Annotated in this window: 13 protein-coding genes and 5 tRNA genes; 1 reads left to right on the top strand and 17 read right to left on the bottom strand. The window is 66.7% G+C overall.

What is annotated here, in order from left to right:
• Positions 1 to 22: 22 nt before the first annotated feature.
• From clpX to HUJ28_02880, 10 genes are all read right to left on the bottom strand, one after another.
• Complete coding sequence (gene clpX, locus HUJ28_02925; protein MBD3618404.1) at positions 23 to 1300, bottom strand: ATP-dependent Clp protease ATP-binding subunit ClpX; 1278 nt, start codon at positions 1298 to 1300, stop codon at positions 23 to 25.
• A gap of 185 nt (positions 1301 to 1485) precedes the next feature.
• Entirely contained in the window at positions 1486 to 2118 is a 633-nt protein-coding gene (gene clpP, locus HUJ28_02920) for an ATP-dependent Clp endopeptidase proteolytic subunit ClpP (GenBank protein MBD3618403.1), read from the bottom strand.
• 3 nt (positions 2119 to 2121) lie between these two features.
• Positions 2122 to 3432 (bottom strand): trigger factor, encoded by a 1311-nt coding sequence (locus tag HUJ28_02915; protein ID MBD3618402.1) that lies wholly within the window; start codon positions 3430 to 3432, stop codon positions 2122 to 2124.
• 102 nt (positions 3433 to 3534) lie between these two features.
• A tRNA-Leu gene (locus HUJ28_02910) sits at positions 3535 to 3619 on the bottom strand.
• A 111-nt stretch (positions 3620 to 3730) separates the two neighbouring features.
• Positions 3731 to 3806, bottom strand: a tRNA-Lys gene (locus HUJ28_02905).
• A gap of 18 nt (positions 3807 to 3824) precedes the next feature.
• A tRNA-His gene (locus tag HUJ28_02900) sits at positions 3825 to 3900 on the bottom strand.
• A 51-nt stretch (positions 3901 to 3951) separates the two neighbouring features.
• A tRNA-Arg gene (locus HUJ28_02895) sits at positions 3952 to 4028 on the bottom strand.
• A gap of 37 nt (positions 4029 to 4065) precedes the next feature.
• Positions 4066 to 4142 (bottom strand) — tRNA-Pro (locus HUJ28_02890).
• Between the two features lie 115 nt (positions 4143 to 4257).
• Positions 4258 to 5646: a cysteine--tRNA ligase gene (locus HUJ28_02885; GenBank protein MBD3618401.1), complete on the bottom strand. Its 1389-nt coding sequence runs from the start codon at positions 5644 to 5646 to the stop codon at positions 4258 to 4260.
• Between the two features lie 9 nt (positions 5647 to 5655).
• Positions 5656 to 7071: a glutamate--tRNA ligase gene (locus HUJ28_02880; protein ID MBD3618400.1), complete on the bottom strand. Its 1416-nt coding sequence runs from the start codon at positions 7069 to 7071 to the stop codon at positions 5656 to 5658.
• A 190-nt stretch (positions 7072 to 7261) separates the two neighbouring features.
• Here HUJ28_02880 and HUJ28_02875 point away from each other — a divergent pair, with 190 nt between their 5' ends.
• Entirely contained in the window at positions 7262 to 7777 is a 516-nt protein-coding gene (locus HUJ28_02875) for a peptidyl-prolyl cis-trans isomerase (protein ID MBD3618399.1), read from the top strand.
• 81 nt (positions 7778 to 7858) lie between these two features.
• On the opposite strand, the gene HUJ28_02870 is transcribed toward HUJ28_02875, so the two are convergent.
• The 7 genes from HUJ28_02870 to HUJ28_02840 all read right to left on the bottom strand — a co-directional run bounded on the left by HUJ28_02870 (position 7859) and on the right by HUJ28_02840 (position 14800).
• Positions 7859 to 8623: a hypothetical protein gene (locus HUJ28_02870; protein MBD3618398.1), complete on the bottom strand. Its 765-nt coding sequence runs from the start codon at positions 8621 to 8623 to the stop codon at positions 7859 to 7861.
• 15 nt (positions 8624 to 8638) lie between these two features.
• Positions 8639 to 9445, bottom strand: coding sequence for a ferritin-like domain-containing protein (locus HUJ28_02865; protein ID MBD3618397.1), 807 nt, complete (start codon positions 9443 to 9445; stop codon positions 8639 to 8641).
• A complete protein-coding gene (locus HUJ28_02860; protein MBD3618396.1) occupies positions 9442 to 10680 on the bottom strand; it encodes a DUF4147 domain-containing protein in 1239 nt (412 codons plus the stop codon). The genes HUJ28_02865 and HUJ28_02860 overlap by 4 nt, the downstream gene beginning before the upstream one ends.
• 5 nt (positions 10681 to 10685) lie before the next feature.
• Positions 10686 to 11882, bottom strand: coding sequence for an O-succinylhomoserine sulfhydrylase (locus HUJ28_02855; GenBank protein ID MBD3618395.1), 1197 nt, complete (start codon positions 11880 to 11882; stop codon positions 10686 to 10688).
• A 187-nt stretch (positions 11883 to 12069) separates the two neighbouring features.
• Positions 12070 to 12627 carry a L,D-transpeptidase gene (locus HUJ28_02850; protein ID MBD3618394.1) on the bottom strand — a complete coding sequence of 186 codons (558 nt, stop codon included), beginning with the start codon at positions 12625 to 12627 and terminating at the stop codon, positions 12070 to 12072.
• Positions 12628 to 12724: 97 nt separating this feature from the next.
• Positions 12725 to 14230 carry an amidophosphoribosyltransferase gene (purF, locus tag HUJ28_02845; protein ID MBD3618393.1) on the bottom strand — a complete coding sequence of 502 codons (1506 nt, stop codon included), beginning with the start codon at positions 14228 to 14230 and terminating at the stop codon, positions 12725 to 12727.
• 39 nt (positions 14231 to 14269) lie between these two features.
• Complete coding sequence (locus HUJ28_02840) at positions 14270 to 14800, bottom strand: CvpA family protein (GenBank protein ID MBD3618392.1); 531 nt, start codon at positions 14798 to 14800, stop codon at positions 14270 to 14272.
• Between the last annotated feature and the right edge of the window lie 70 nt (positions 14801 to 14870).

Here is a 14870-nt window from a genome sequence, read left to right as displayed (position 1 = left end):
AAGGGCCGGACGGGCCCCAGACTCAGTCTGCCGCTGCCTTCTGCTGGTACTCCGCGCCCTCGTAGATGAGGTAGGGCTTCGCGTCGCCGCGGATCACCGCCTCGTCCACGACCACGCGGCTCACGTCCTCAGCCGACGGCAGGTCGTACATGGTGTCGAGCAGGACGTGCTCGAGGATGGTGCGCAGACCACGGGCGCCGGTCTTGCGCTCCATCGCCTTGCGGGCGATGCCATGCAGCGCATCGTCGCGGAACTCCAGCTCCACGCCCTCCATGTCGAAGAGCTTCTGGTACTGCTTGGTGAGCGCATTCTTGGGCTCGCTGAGGATGCGCACCAGGGCCTCTTCGTCGAGTTCCTCGAGGGTGGCGACCACCGGCAGGCGTCCCACGAACTCGGGGATCAGGCCGTAGCGAATCAGGTCTTCCGGCTCCACCTCGTGCAGCACCTGCCCCACCGGGCGCTTCTGCGACTTGCTCTTCACCTCGGCCGAGAAGCCGATGCCGCTCTTCTCGGTGCGATCCAGGATCACCTTGTCGAGACCGGCGAAGGCGCCGCCGACGATGAACAGGATGTTCGAGGTATCCACCTGCAGGAACTCCTGCTGGGGATGCTTGCGACCGCCCTGCGGCGGCACCGAGGCGACGGTGCCCTCGATCAGCTTGAGCAGCGCCTGCTGCACGCCCTCGCCCGAGACGTCACGGGTGATCGAGGGGTTGTCGGACTTGCGCGAGATCTTGTCGATCTCGTCGATGTAGACGATGCCCGTCTGGGCCTTCTCCACATCGTAGTCGCACTTCTGCAGCAGCTTCTGGATGATGTTCTCCACATCCTCGCCCACGTAGCCGGCCTCGGTCAGCGTGGTGGCATCGGCGATGGTGAACGGCACGTTGAGCAGGCGCGCGAGGGTCTCGGCCAGCAGGGTCTTGCCGGAGCCGGTCGGACCGATCAGCAGGATGTTGCTCTTGGCCAGCTCCACCTCGTCCTTGGCGCCGCGGGATTCCAGGCGCTTATAGTGGTTGTACACGGCCACCGACAGCACCTTCTTGGCGCGGTCCTGGCCGATCACGTACTCGTCGAGGATGGCGCGGATCTCGTGGGGCTTGGGCAGCTTGTTGCCCGCGGTCGTGGTCTGCTCCTGCATCTCCTCGCGAATGATGTCATTGCAGAGTTCGACGCATTCGTCGCAGATGAAGACCGAGGGTCCGGCGATCAGCTTGCGTACTTCATGCTGGCTCTTCCCGCAGAAGGAACAGTACAGCAGTTTTCCGTTGTCCTGATCGTTGTGCTTGTCGTCGCTCATCGACAATCCCCAATAATGCGATTTGATTACACATTGCCCGTTTTGGGCTGATTATGCAAGCCGATAAACGGCGCGGGAATTCGCGCTTTTCCTGAGGAAAAGGATAGTCCAGGGATGGGAAATCTGCCCGTTTTCGGGCGGTGGGACGGGGCCGGCCGCCAGGGCGACCGGCCACCTCGCCGGGCCTAGCCGCGGTCGGTCAGGACCTTGTCGACCAGGCCGTACTCCACCGCTTCCTCACCGCTCATGAAGCGGTCGCGGTCGGTATCCTGGGCGATGCGCTCCACCGGCTGCCCGGTGTGGCGCGCCAGCACCATGTTGAGCTGCTCACGGATCTTGAGGATCTCGCGGGCGTGGATGTCGATGTCCGAGGCCTGCCCCTGGAAGCCGCCCAGCGGCTGGTGGATCATCACCCGCGAGTGCGGCAGGCAGTAGCGCTTGCCCTTCTCGCCCGCGGTGAGCAGTACCGCCCCCATGCTGGCCGCCTGGCCGACGCACATGGTGCTCACGTTCGGCTTGATGAACTGCATGGTGTCGTAGATCGCCATGCCCGCCGTCACCGAACCGCCCGGGGAGTTGATGTAGATGTTGATGTCCTTGTCCGGGTTCTCGGATTCCAGGAACAGGAGCTGGGCCACGATCAGGTTCGCCATCTGGTCCTCGATGGGGCCGACGATGAACACCACGCGTTCCTTGAGCAGGCGCGAATAGATGTCGTAGGCACGCTCGCCGCGCGCCGTCTGCTCCACCACCATGGGCACCAGGTTCAGCGCCCGGGTGTCGAGCGCGCCGGCACCACCCTTGAGGAAGTCATTCATGGCTTATTCGGCTCCTTTCTGCGGGTTCATGAGGCTGTCGAAGTCCGTCTTCTCTTCCGAGACCTTCGCCTTGCCGAGCACCCAGTCGACCACCTGCTCTTCCAGCACCATGGCCTCCAGGCCGTTCATGGCCTGGCGGTTGCTGCGGTAGAACTGCTCGACCTGCTCCGGATCCTCGTAGCTGGCGGCGAACTCCTTGATCTTCGCCTCCACCTTATCACGATCCAGCTTGATGTCATTCCTGCGCACGACCTCGCCGATGATGAGGCCAAGGCTCACGCGCTTGCGGGCCTCGCCCTCGAACAGTTCGTCCGGGAACATGGCGGGGTTCACGCCCTGCGCGCCGCCCATCTGCGCGGTGGTCTGCTCGCGCATGCGCTGGATCTCTTCCTTCACCAGGGCCTCGGGCATGGGCACGTCGTTGCTGTCGAACAGGCCGTCCATCACCTGCTGCTTGATCCGGCCGCTGATCGCCTGCTCCAGCTCACGCTCCATGTTCTTGCGCACCTCGGTACGGAAGGCCTCGATCCCGCCCTCGGTGATACCGAACTGCTGGATGAACTCATCCGTGACCTCCGGCAGCTGCGGCTCGGCCACTTCCTTCACCTTGATCTTGAACTGGGTGTCCTTCCCCTTGAGCTGCTCGGCGTGGTAATCGTCCGGGAACTTCACATCCAGGGTCTTCTCCTCGCCGGGCTTGAGGCCGACGAGCTGGCTCTCCAGCGACTCGATCAGGCGACCGCTGCCGAGTTCGACCGGGGCGTTCTCCGCCTTGCCACCCTCGAAGGCCTCACCGTCGATGAAGCCCTCGTAGTCGATGGTGATGCGGTCACCGTTCTGCGAGGCGCGCTCCACGGCGATGAATTCCTTGCGCTGCTGGCGCAGGTTGTCGATCATCTTGTCGATATCGGCCTCGGTCACCTCGGCCACCGGGCGGGTCACCTCCAGGGCGTCCACCGCGGCCACCTCGAACTCCGGGTAGACCTCGAACTTCGCCACGTAGGACAGCGGCTTGCCGGGCTGGGCGTCCATGGACTCGATCTCGGGGCTGCCGGCCGGGCGCAGCTTCTCCTGCACCACCGCCTCCTGGAAGGTGGCCTGCAGCACGTAGCCCACCACCTCGTTGAAGACCTCCTTGCCGAAACGCTGCTTCACCACCTTGAAGGGCACCTTGCCGGGACGGAACCCGTCGATGCGCACGCGGCCGGACATGGACTTGAGGCGCTGCTCGACTTCCTGGTCGATGCGCTCCGCCGGCACTTCGACGGTGATCTTGCGCTCGATCGCGCTGGGGGATTCCACGGAAACTTGCATGGCAAAGATACCTCTGGGGATGCTCGATTACTGAAAATTCTTACGTTATCAACTGCTTGCGCCCAGACCACGATGAGTCACCGCTACCCGGGCACGCCTGTCTGGTGCGAAAGGAGAGACTCGAACTCTCACGGGTTGCCCCACTGGAACCTAAATCCAGCGCGTCTACCAGTTCCGCCACTTTCGCCGCGAGGCCCGTCTGGCGGGCGTAAACGGGACATTATACATTGCCCGCGGGGCAACACCCAGTCACGGGATGCAGAAACGACGAAAGCCGCCCGAGGGCGGCTTTCTGATTTGGTGGGCCGTCAGGGACTCGAACCCCGGACCTACTGATTAAGAGTCAGCTGCTCTACCAACTGAGCTAACGGCCCTGAAACTTCAGGAAATAATGGGGTGGATGATGGGACTCGAACCCACGACGACTGGAATCACAATCCAGGGCTCTACCAACTGAGCTACACCCACCATCGAACTGCTACGGGAATCTGCATTCCCTCCCGCCGGGCAGACCGGAAATGGCACGCCCGGCAGGACTCGAACCTGCAACCGACGGCTTAGAAGGCCGTTGCTCTATCCGGTTGAGCTACGGGCGCAGAGTATGAACTGTGGGACCCGGCCCCTGCCCCGAATTGGTCGGGGTAGAGGGATTCGAACCCCCGACATCCTGCTCCCAAAGCAGGCGCGCTACCAGACTGCGCTATACCCCGGACGTATCCTGGCACACGCAAAAAACTGACCAGTGCGGCGCAAGCTGCGCATCATACGCAAGCAACCCGCCCTCGTCAACGCCGGATCGGCGCCGAATTCGAGTGTAGCCGGCGACTATTCCCGGCGCCAGGTCGTGCCGTCGGGGCCGTCCTCCAGCACCACACCCGCGGCCTTGAGTTCGTCGCGGACGCGGTCGGCCTCGGCCCAGTCGCGCCGGGCGCGCGCGGCGTTGCGGGCCTCGATCAGGGCCTCGATCTCGGCATCCGCCAGCCCCCCGGCGGCGCCGGCCGCACCCCGCAGATAGGCCTCGGGCGTATCGCCGAGCAGTCCCAGCAGCCCGCCCAGCTCACGCAGGAGGGCGCCGACCGCGGCCGCGGCCGCCTCGTCGCCCGCCTCCCGCGCCCGGTTGACCTCGCGGGCAAGGTCGAAGAGCACCGCCAGGGCCTCCGGGGTGTTGAAATCGTCCTGCATGGCGGCGTGAAACCGCTCGCGGACGGCCGGCAGCTCGGCGGGCGCCGCCGCCGGCAGACCGCGCAGGGCGGTATAGAGGCGGGTCAGCGCGCTGCGGGCGTTGTCCAGCTGGGCGTCGGCATAGTTCAGCGGGCTGCGGTAGTGGCTGGTGAGGATGAAGTAGCGCACCTCCTCCGGCCGGTAGCGTTCCAGGATCTCGCGCACGGTGAAGAAGTTGCCCAGCGACTTGGACATCTTCTCCTCGTTGATGCGCACGAAGCCGTTGTGCATCCAGTAATTGACGAAGTGCTCGCCGGTGCAGGCCTCGCTCTGCGCGATCTCGTTCTCGTGGTGCGGGAACTGCAGGTCCTGGCCACCTCCGTGGATATCGAAGTGGTTGCCGAGCAGCTGCGTGGACATCGCCGAGCACTCGATGTGCCAACCGGGACGTCCCTCGCCCCAGGGCGAGGGCCAGCTCGGCTCGTCCGGCTTGGCCGCCTTCCACAGCACGAAGTCCAGCGGGTCGCGCTTGATCTCGCCCACCTCGACGCGGGCGCCGGCCCGCAGGTCCTCCAGCCGCTTGCCGGAGAGCCGGCCATAGGCCTCGAACCTGTGCACGTCGTAGTACACGTCGCCATTCGCTGCCACGTAGGCGTAGCCCTTCTCGATCAGGGTCTCGATCATGGCGATGATGGCATCGATGTTGTCGGTGGCCCGGGGCTCGTGGGTGGGCGGCAGCACGCCGAGTGCCGCGGCGTCCTCGTGCATGGCCTCGATGAAGCGCCCGGTCAGCGCGCCGATGAGTTCGCCGTTCTCGTTGGCTCGCTTGATGATCTTGTCGTCGATGTCGGTGACGTTGCGCACATAGGTCACCTCCAGCCCCAGGGCCTGCAGGTAGCGGTAGACGATGTCGAACACCACCAGCACGCGCGCATGGCCGAGATGGCAGTAGTCGTACACGGTCATGCCGCAGACATACATCCGCACCTTGCCGGGCTCGATGGGCGTGAAGGTCTCTTTGCTGCGCGTGAGGCTGTTGAAGATCTGCAACATGGTCGGTTCTCAGGCTAGCCAGCGGGCCAGGCGCGCACGCGCCCGTTCCACGCCGATCAGGGGAAACAGCTGGGACATCTCGGGGCCGTGGACCTCGCCGGTGAGGGCCGCGCGCAGGGGCATGAAGAGTTCCTTCCCCTTTACGCCCGCCGCCTCGCCCACGGCCCGGGCATAGGCACGGAAGTCGTCGGCACGCTCGGGCAGGGCCTCGATGGCGGCGGCGAACAGGCCGCCCGCGGCGCGCTCGATCACCTCGCGGGCCTCGCTCGAGGGCGCGAGTTCGTCGTCACACACGACACAGACCCAGCGGCGGGCGTCTGCCGGCAGCGTCACGTTGTCGCGCACGGCCTGCAGAAAGGCCGGCCGCTCGCCCGCCGGGAGGCGCTCCAGCCCCGCATCGGACTGCAACAGCCAGTCGAGCATGGCCTCATCATCCAGGGCCGCGACTGCCTGCTGCTGACGATGCCGCAGCTGTGTCGCGTCATGGCGCGCCGCGGCCCGCCCCAGCCGCGCGACATCGAAGTTTGCCGCCAGCTCGTCCATGGACATGAAGGCGTCGCTGTCATAGGTGTGGCCGATGCGCGCCAGGTGGTTGTTGATGGCCAGCGGCAGATAACCCGCTTCGCGCAAACCACGCACGCTGGCCGAGCCCTCGCGCTTGGAGAGCGGCCCGCCATTCGGGCCCACGATAAGGGCGATGTGGCCATAGACCGGCGCCGGCAGACCCAGCGCCTCCAGCAGCAAGAGCTGGCGCGGCGTGTTGGTGATGTGGTCCTCGCCGCGCAGCACGTGGGTAACCTCCATCAGCGCATCGTCGATGGCGTTGGTGAAGAAGAAGGCCGGGGTGCCATCCGACCGGCGGATGATGAAATCGCCGATGTCGTCGCTGCGGTAGGACTGCCGGCCGCGCACCAGGTCGTCGAACTCGATCACCCGCCCCTTCGGCACCTGGAAGCGCAGCGTGGGCTGGATGCCCTGCGCCAGCTTCGCGGCCGCCTCCTCCGGCGTGAGCCGCGTGCAGGTGCCGGGGTAGCGCGGCGGCTGGCCGGCGGCCAGCTGGCGCTTGCGCACCTGCTTGAGGGCGACGTCCGAACAGAAACAGGGATAGGCCAGGCCGGCGTCGATCAGCTGGTGATAATAGCGGTCATAGATCGCATGGCGTTCAGACTGCAGGTAGGGGCCGTGCGCACCCCCTGCCTCGGGCCCCTCCTGCCAGTCGAGCCCCAGCCAGCGCAGGTCGGCCTGCAGGGCCAGGCGATGGTCCTCGTGGCTGCGCGCCTGGTCGGTATCCTCGATGCGCAGCAGAAAGCTGCCCCCCGTCTTGCGGGCCAGCAGGACGTTGAACAGCGCCGTGCGCACGTTGCCGAGGTGGATCTCACCGGTGGGGCTGGGCGCGAAGCGTGTCTTGGCGGGGGTGGCTGGCATGGCGCGAATGGTAACGGAATCACCGCAACCGGACAAAAGTTATCCACATGCGCAGCGTGTGGGTTGGACTCGCCGGCGCCGCCCTCTTATCATGCCGCTTTCCACTTCAAACGGCTGCGTAATCATGAAGACCATCACACGTCTGGGCATCGCGCTGCTTCTTCTCATCGTTTCCGCAGGGGCCTACGCCATGAATGATTCCACCAACCCCACCGTCACCCTCGACACCAACAAGGGCAAGATCGTCATCGAGCTCTACCCGGACAAGGCGCCGGAAACGGTGGCGAACTTCATCCAGTACGCCGAGGACGGCTTCTACGACGGCACCATCTTCCACCGCGTGATCCCCAACTTCATGATCCAGGGCGGCGGCTTCACCGTGGACATGGAACAGAAGGCCACCCGTGCCGAGATCCGCAACGAGGCCAGCAACGGCCTGAAGAACGTGGCCGGCTCCATCGCCATGGCCCGCACCCCGAACCCGCATTCGGCCACGGCCCAGTTCTTCATCAACGTGAAGGACAACGACTTCCTGAACTTCACCAGCGAGACCCAGCAGGGCTGGGGCTATTGCGTGTTCGGCCAGGTGGTCGAGGGCATGGACGTGGTGAAGGAGATCGAGGGCGTGCGCACCGGCCGCGCCGGCATGCACCAGGACGTGCCCATGGAACCCGTGGTCATCGAGAAGGCCAGCGTCAGCCAGTAACCCGCTTCAGCAGCAGGGCCGGGCGTTGCCGCCCGGCCCTGTCCTCCCCTCCTGCCACACGGGCAGGCCTCCGAAGATCGCCTACAACGACTCCCCGGCCGGTTCGTCTTCCAGCGGGGTGATCGAGTAGTGCCGGTAATCCGGCAGCACGAACAGCTCCGGCGAAAGCTCGGCATACTCCTCGTAATCCACCAGTGCACGCGTGTAGCCGTTGTAGCTGCGTTCCTGGATCGGGAAGCCGTGATCGAGATAGCGGGTGGCGCCGAAGACCAGGCTGGAGAGCATGCAGTCGGTCTGGTACTCCACCGGGGTCTTGTTGAGATTGACGGCCTGCTCGCCCGCCAGGGTCTCGTGATACTCGATCAGCGCGAGGCGCGCCTCCTCGAGCAGACCCTCCACGGCCACCAGCTCGTGGCAGAGCTCGCCGTTGGTGGTCAGCTCGACCTGCATGGGCGCACGGCCGCCGATGGTCGGGGCCTGCGGGTCGCTGGACACCGCCACCTCGTCCACCAGGGCATGCGGCGGCTCGATGGCGATGTCGCGATGCTCGATGAACAGGATCTGGCGCGCCTCGTGGCTGACGCTGTAGATCTGGCGCGAGCTGCGGTCGTAGAGCACGAAGCCGCCGTCGTCCACGCCGTCGTCGATGCGCAGAAAGCCCGGCGTCACCAGCATGCGCACCGGATAGGGCTCGATGCCCGGCTCGCTCTCCTGGAAGTGCAGCACCAGCTCGCGGCTGTTCTCCTTCTGGGCGGTCTCGCCGGCCGTCTCATCGTCCTGGCCGGAGCAGCCGGCCAGTGTCACCAGGGCCAGTACGCCCAGGACCATCGTCAGTTTCAAACGCATGTCTTCATCCCGTCTTCAGTTGCTGTCGAGCGCGTTGAGTTTCGCCAGTTCGGCCTCGGTGAAGCCGGCCTGGCGTCGCGCCTCTTCGTGAAAGGGGCCACGCAGGCGGCCCGTCATGTATTCGTCCAGCAGGTCGAGGAAGGTCGCCTGCGGGTCCACGCCACGTTGTTCGCAGCACCAAGCATACCAGCGCGAGCCGATCGCCACATGCCCGATCTCCTCGCGCAGGATGACCTCGAGGATCGCCACGGTGCGCGTATCGCCCACCTGGCGCAGCCGCTCCATCATGCCGGGTGTCACGTCCAGTCCGCGGGCCTCGAGCACGCGTGGCACCAGCGCCATGCGCACCAGCGGATCGTGGGCGGTCTTCACCGCCATCTCCCACAGCCCGTTGTGCGCCGGCAGGTCGCCGTAGGCATGGCCCAGTTCGGCCAGCCTCTCCTGCAGCAGGGCGAAGTGGCTGGCCTCCTCGGCCGCCACGCGCAACCAGTCGCCGTAATAGGCATCTGGCAGGTCACGGAAGCGGTAGACGGCATCCAGGGCGAGATTGATGGCATTGAACTCGATATGGGCAATGGCATGGACCAGTGCCGCCCGGCCCGCGTCGCTGTTGAGCCGACGCTGGGGCACGTCGCGCGGATGCACCAGTAAGGGCCGGTCCGGCCTGCCCGGGATCGCGATGGGCACCGCTGCGGGCGCCGTCTCGCGCAGCAGCTCGCCGGCCGCCCAGCGGGCCTGCAGTTCGGCGGCGGCGCTGCGCTTGGCCGCCGGGTCGTCCAGCATGAGGGCGGCATGGGCCGCCTGGTGGAGGTTGCGGATCATGGTGTCGCGCGGGGTTGGGTCGGGCCGTCGATTTTAAGCCCGATGACGAGATCCATCACGTTGGTCCCAGTCGGGCCCGTACGGATGAGATCGCCGGCCGCCTCCAGGCAGGGGCCGCTGTCGGCCCGTGCGAGCGCCGCCCCCGGGTCGCAGCCGTCCAGCGCCATGCGCGCCGCGCTCTGCCCGTCGACCAGGGCGCCGGCGTCCCCGGTCGGGCCGTCGCTGCCGTCGGTGCCGGCGGCCAGCAGCCAGATGCCGGCCCCACCGGCCAGGCGCTGCGCGGCGGCCAGGGCGAGGTGCTGGTTGCGCCCGCCCCGCCCGGGCCGTGCCGGCAGGCGCACGGTGGTCTCACCGGCCCAGAGGTGGACACCTGCCGGCCCCTGTCGCAGGGCCTCGGCCAGGCGCTCGCCCACGGCCTGCGCCTCGCCGGCGAGAAAGGCCTCGTGCCGGTGCACGGGGTAACCACGCGCCGCCGCCGCGGCCGCGGCCGCATCCAGGGCACGGCGACGGTCGGCCACGATACGGCAGTCGACGGTAACACCGCTGTCCGGCCGCGGCAGGGGCGGCAACCCGTCGCGTATCCAGTCCGGCAGCCCCGCGGGCAGCGGCGGCGCATCACCCGGGACCAGCAGTCCCGAGCCGATCACCGCCGGGTCGTCTCCCGGCACGTCGGAGATCAGCAGACAGCGCGCCTCCCGCCCCGCCAGCCAGGACAGCAGGCCACCCCCCTTGATGCGCGAGGCACGGCGGCGCACGGCGTTGACGGCCGCGATATCGAGACCACTGCCAAGCAGCCAGGTGTTGAGGCGGGCCAGCCACCCGGCATCGACCCCCTCGGGCAGGACCTCGACCAGGCTGGAAGCACCGCCGGAGATCAGGAACAGGAAACGGGCATCCGGCGGGGCGTCCCCAAGAAAGGCCAGCAGGCGCCGACCCGCCGCGAGGCTCTGCGTGCCGGGCACCGGATGGTCGGATTCGATGACCTCGAGCCCGGGCCCCGTGACCAGCCCCTCGGCATGCCCGGTCTTGGTGATGACGAGACCGGCGCCCAGCCGTTCGCCCAGGGACTGCCGCGCCCCGCGCCACATGGCGGCGGCCGCCTTGCCGATGGCCACCACCTGCCACTGGCCTGCCAAGGGGGTGTCGGCCAGCGCGCGCAGTACTGCCCGCTCGCCACCCACGGCCGCCAGCGCGGCGGCGTAGATGGCCAGCAGGTCGTCGCGCGGGCCCGTCATGCGCATCAGCGCAGCTGGTCGAGCCCGCGCTGCAGGTCGGCCTTGAGGTCATCCACGTCCTCCAGGCCCACGGCGATACGGATCAGCCCGTCGCTGATGCCGGCATCGGCCCGCTGCTCGGGCGTGAGCCGCCCGTGCGTGGTGGTGGCCGGATGGGTGATGGTGGACTTGGTATCCCCCAGGTTGGCGGTGATGGAGATCATGCGCGTGTGGTCAATCACGCTCCAGGCGTCCGCCTGGCCGGCGGCGAGCTCGAAGCCGATGATGCCGCCGAAGGCCGACATCTGCTGCGCGGCGAGCGCGTGTTGCGGATGCGAGGCCAGGCCGGGATAGTGCACCTTCGCCACCTGCGGCTGGTGTTCGAGCCAGGTGGCCAGCTCCAGGGCCTTGGCGCTATGGGCCTCCATGCGCAGCTTCAGGGTCTCCAGGCCCTTGAGGAACACCCAGGCGTTGAAGGGGCTCATGGTGGGGCCGGCGGTGCGCAGGAAGCCGAACACGTCCTTGCCCACGCGCTCGGCATCGCCGACCACGGCACCGCCGATGCAGCGCCCCTGCCCGTCCAGGTACTTGGTGGCCGAGTGGATGACGATGTCCGCACCCAGCTCCAGCGGTCGCTGCAGGGCCGGGGTGCAGAAGCAGTTGTCCACCACCAGCAGGCAGCCGCGCCGGTGCGCGAGCTCGGCCAGCGCGCGGATGTCGACGACCTGGGTGAGCGGGTTGGAGGGTGTCTCCACGAACAGCAGCCGGGTGTTGTCCCGGATCGCCGCCTCCCAGGCCGCCATGTCGGTGAGCGGCACGAAGTCGGTGGCCACGCCGAACTTCTTGAGGTAGTTGTTGAACAGCACCGTGGTGGTGCCGAATACCGCGCGCGAGCACACCACGTGGTCGCCGGCCTCGAGCAGGCCCATGCAGGTGGCCAGGATCGCCGCCATGCCGGACGAGGTGGCCACGCAGGACTCGCCCCCCTCCAGCGCCGCCAGCCGGTCCTGGAACATGCGCACCGTCGGGTTGGTGAAGCGCGAGTAGATGTTGCCGGGTTCCTGCCCGCCAAAGCGGGCGGCGGCCTGCGCGGCACTCTCGAAGACGAAGCTCGAGGTGGGGAAGATGGGCTCGGACTGTTCGCCCTCGGCGGTGCGCGTCTGCCCCGCACGTACGCCCAGGGTCTCGAAGCCGTAGGCGTCGCCGCTGTCATCAATGGTCATGGCTGTTCCTCTCCATATCATTTGATGCGGGCACAAAAAAACCCGCTTCAGCAATGCCAAAGCAGGTCCTGATGGACTCCCGCTTTAGCTGCATTTGTTGAGCGCCCGCAAGCTGAGATTCAAATCGGCGCGTTGCGAAAAGCCTATGCCAGCCCTGGCGGGCTGTCAAACGGCCGTCACTCGGAGGCTATTCGACGATCACCACCAGGCTGTCTTCGGGCAGGGCATCGAAGAGCTCGGCCACGTCGCGGTTGTACATGCGCACGCAGCCATGCGAGGCCGGCTGGCCGATCAGCCCCTCCTCGTGCGTGCCGTGCAGATAGATGTAGCGCTGGAAGGAATCCACCCCGGGGCCGCGATTGCGGCCCTCCTCCAGGCCATCCAGCCAGAGGATGCGGCTGGTGACGTAGTCGTCGTCGGTGAAGCGCGGCTCGTGCACGATCTCGGCCACGACACCCGTGTCCTGGCGGGCCCTGAAAATGGTGCCCAGGGGCGCATCGGCACCGATCTTGCGCCGCACCCGGTGCACGCCCAGTGGCGTGCGGTTGCTGCCCTCGGCACTGCCGATGCCATAGCGCGAGGTGGAGACCGGGTAGCTGCGCACCAGCCGGCCCTCCTCGAAGTAATGCAGCTGCTGCTCGCCCACGCTCACGATCACCACCCGTTGCCGGTCATGCCCGGGATAGCGGAGGGCGAGCTCGTCGAGGACGGGCTGCCAGGGATCGCTGAGGGGTATACGTGGCATCAGGTCCTGGGTCCTCGCGTCATCCACCGCGGCCTGCACGACAAGCGGCAGCAGGCCGGACACCAGCAGGCACAGCGCCAGCCCGAGCCGTCGCATCTCAGACCGAGTTGTGCAGATCGATGGTGGCCAGCGAGCGATCGCGCCTGGACTTGTTGGCGTCGCTGCGCGCCTCCTGGATCGCGTCCAGATAGGCCTGGCTGATCCCGGAGACGTACTCGCCCGTGAACACCGAACAGTCGAACTGCTGCAGATTGGCGTTGCCCTTGCGCACGGCATCGATCAGGTCCTGCAGGTCCTGGTAGATGAGCCGGTCGGCGCCGATGGCCTCGCAGACCTCCTGCTCGGTACGGCCGTGGGCGATGAGTTCGCTGGCGGCCGGCATGTCGATGCCGTACACGTTCGGATAGCGGATCGGCGGCGAGGCGGAGGCGAAGTACACCTTGTTGGCGCCGGCATCGCGCGCCATCTGCACGATCTCGCCCGAGGTGGTGCCGCGCACGATGGAGTCGTCCACCAGCATCACGTTCTTGCCGCGGAATTCGAGGTCGATGGGATTGAGTTTCTGGCGCACGGACTTCTTGCGCTGGGTCTGGCCCGGCATGATGAAGGTGCGGCCGATGTAACGGTTCTTGATGAAGCCCTCGCGGTACTTCACCCCCAGGGTGTTCGCCATCTCCAGCGCCGAGGTGCGGCTGGTGTCCGGGATCGGGATGACCACGTCGATGTCGTGATCGGGCCACTCGCGCATGATCTTCTTGGCGAGCTTGTCACCCATGCGCATGCGCGCCTTGTGCACGAAGACGTTGTCGATCACCGAATCCGGGCGCGCGAAATACACATACTCGAAGATGCAGGGCGAGTACACCGGGTTCTGCGCACACTGCTGGGTGCTGACCTCGCCGTCGATGGAGATGTAGATCGCCTCGCCGGGCGCCAGGTCGCGCACCATCTCGAAGCCCAGCGCATCCAGGGCCACGCTCTCGGAGGCCACCATGAACTCGGGGCCCTGCTCCGCCTCGCGCCGGCCATAGACCACGGGACGGATGCCGAAGGGATCGCGGAAGGCGACGATGCCGTAGCCCGCGATCATCGCGGTCACGGCGTAGGCCCCCTCGCAGCGGCGATGCACGCCGCTCACCGCGGCAAACACGTCCTCCGGGCTCAGGCGCAGCTTGTCCTGGCGCAGCAGTTCCTGGGCGAAGACGTTGAGCAGGATCTCGGAATCCGAAGAGGTGTTGATGTGGCGGCGGTCCTGCAGGAACAGCTCCTGCTTCAGCTGGTCGGCGTTGGTGAGGTTGCCGTTGTGACCCAGCGTGATGCCGAAGGGCGAATTGACGTAAAAGGGCTGCGCCTCGGCCGAGGAGGAGCTGCCCGCCGTCGGGTAGCGCACGTGGCCGATACCCATGTGCCCGCTCAGGCGGCGCATGTGACGGGTATGGAAGACGTCGCGCACCAGGCCGTTGTCCTTGCGCAGGTTCAGTCGCCCGTCGTCGTAGGTGACGATACCGGCAGCATCCTGGCCACGATGCTGCAGGACGGTCAGCCCGTCATACAGCGCCTGATTGACGGGCGAGTGACCTACGATTCCGATGATGCCGCACATTCAAACCTCACGATTGTGTAACGATGCCCTTATCAGGCCTTAACTAGCATAGGAGAAGTAGTGGGCCACGTGATCCGGCAGCAGCTGCAGGGCCCAGACGGCCACCTGCTCGAAGGGCGGGATCAGCAGCGAGTTCTGCCAGAAGCCGGCACGCGGTGCCGTGGTGAGCCCCGCGAGCAGCAGCAGCGCCACCACCAGCAGGCCGCCGCGCAGCACGCCGAAGCCGGCGCCGAGCAGGCGGTCGGTGGCGGTGAAATTGGCCACCTGCACCAGATAGCGCAGCAGGAACTGGACGATGGCACCGACGATCCAGGTCAGGATGAACAGGATGACCATGGCGATGCCGACCTTGAGATTGTCGAGCCGGAATTCCAGCTCGCCCAGGCTGAAGCTCGCGCTGGAGAGCGCGTCGGGCAGCACCGAGGAGAAGGCGGCGGAAAAGCGGATGGCGACCCAGACGGCCAGTATCCAGGTGGCCAGCGACACGGCCTCCTTGATCAGGCCGCGATAGGCGCCCACCACGGCGGATATGGCAATCACGCCCAGGATGACAAGATCGAACCAGCTCATTGGATTGGCGGGATCAGTCCTCGAAGGGATCGGTCGTGGTGTGTGAGGCCGGCAATTCTAACAGAGCCGA

Source organism: Chromatiales bacterium (assembly GCA_014762505.1).
In the GTDB taxonomy this organism is placed as follows: Bacteria; Pseudomonadota; Gammaproteobacteria; order SpSt-1174; family SpSt-1174; genus SpSt-1174.
The sequence above is the reverse complement of the archived record's forward strand: the minus strand, read 5'-3'. Positions and strand labels throughout refer to the sequence as shown.

What these genes read in the sequence shown, in the direction of transcription:
- clpP (MBD3618403.1), bottom strand. Translation starts at nt 2,118, where the DNA reads ATGAATGACTTCCTCAAGGGTGGTGCCGGCGCGCTCGACACCCGGGCG.
- HUJ28_02855 (MBD3618395.1), bottom strand. Translation starts at nt 11,882, where the DNA reads ATGACCATTGATGACAGCGGCGACGCCTACGGCTTCGAGACCCTGGGC.
- clpX (MBD3618404.1), bottom strand. Translation starts at nt 1,300, where the DNA reads ATGAGCGACGACAAGCACAACGATCAGGACAACGGAAAACTGCTGTAC.
- HUJ28_02860 (MBD3618396.1), bottom strand. Translation starts at nt 10,680, where the DNA reads ATGACGGGCCCGCGCGACGACCTGCTGGCCATCTACGCCGCCGCGCTG.
- HUJ28_02865 (MBD3618397.1), bottom strand. Translation starts at nt 9,445, where the DNA reads ATGATCCGCAACCTCCACCAGGCGGCCCATGCCGCCCTCATGCTGGAC.
- HUJ28_02840 (MBD3618392.1), bottom strand. Translation starts at nt 14,800, where the DNA reads ATGAGCTGGTTCGATCTTGTCATCCTGGGCGTGATTGCCATATCCGCC.
- HUJ28_02885 (MBD3618401.1), bottom strand. Translation starts at nt 5,646, where the DNA reads ATGTTGCAGATCTTCAACAGCCTCACGCGCAGCAAAGAGACCTTCACG.
- purF (MBD3618393.1), bottom strand. Translation starts at nt 14,230, where the DNA reads ATGTGCGGCATCATCGGAATCGTAGGTCACTCGCCCGTCAATCAGGCG.
- HUJ28_02875 (MBD3618399.1), top strand. Translation starts at nt 7,262, where the DNA reads ATGAATGATTCCACCAACCCCACCGTCACCCTCGACACCAACAAGGGC.
- HUJ28_02850 (MBD3618394.1), bottom strand. Translation starts at nt 12,627, where the DNA reads ATGCCACGTATACCCCTCAGCGATCCCTGGCAGCCCGTCCTCGACGAG.
- HUJ28_02915 (MBD3618402.1), bottom strand. Translation starts at nt 3,432, where the DNA reads ATGCAAGTTTCCGTGGAATCCCCCAGCGCGATCGAGCGCAAGATCACC.
- HUJ28_02870 (MBD3618398.1), bottom strand. Translation starts at nt 8,623, where the DNA reads ATGCGTTTGAAACTGACGATGGTCCTGGGCGTACTGGCCCTGGTGACA.
- HUJ28_02880 (MBD3618400.1), bottom strand. Translation starts at nt 7,071, where the DNA reads ATGCCAGCCACCCCCGCCAAGACACGCTTCGCGCCCAGCCCCACCGGT.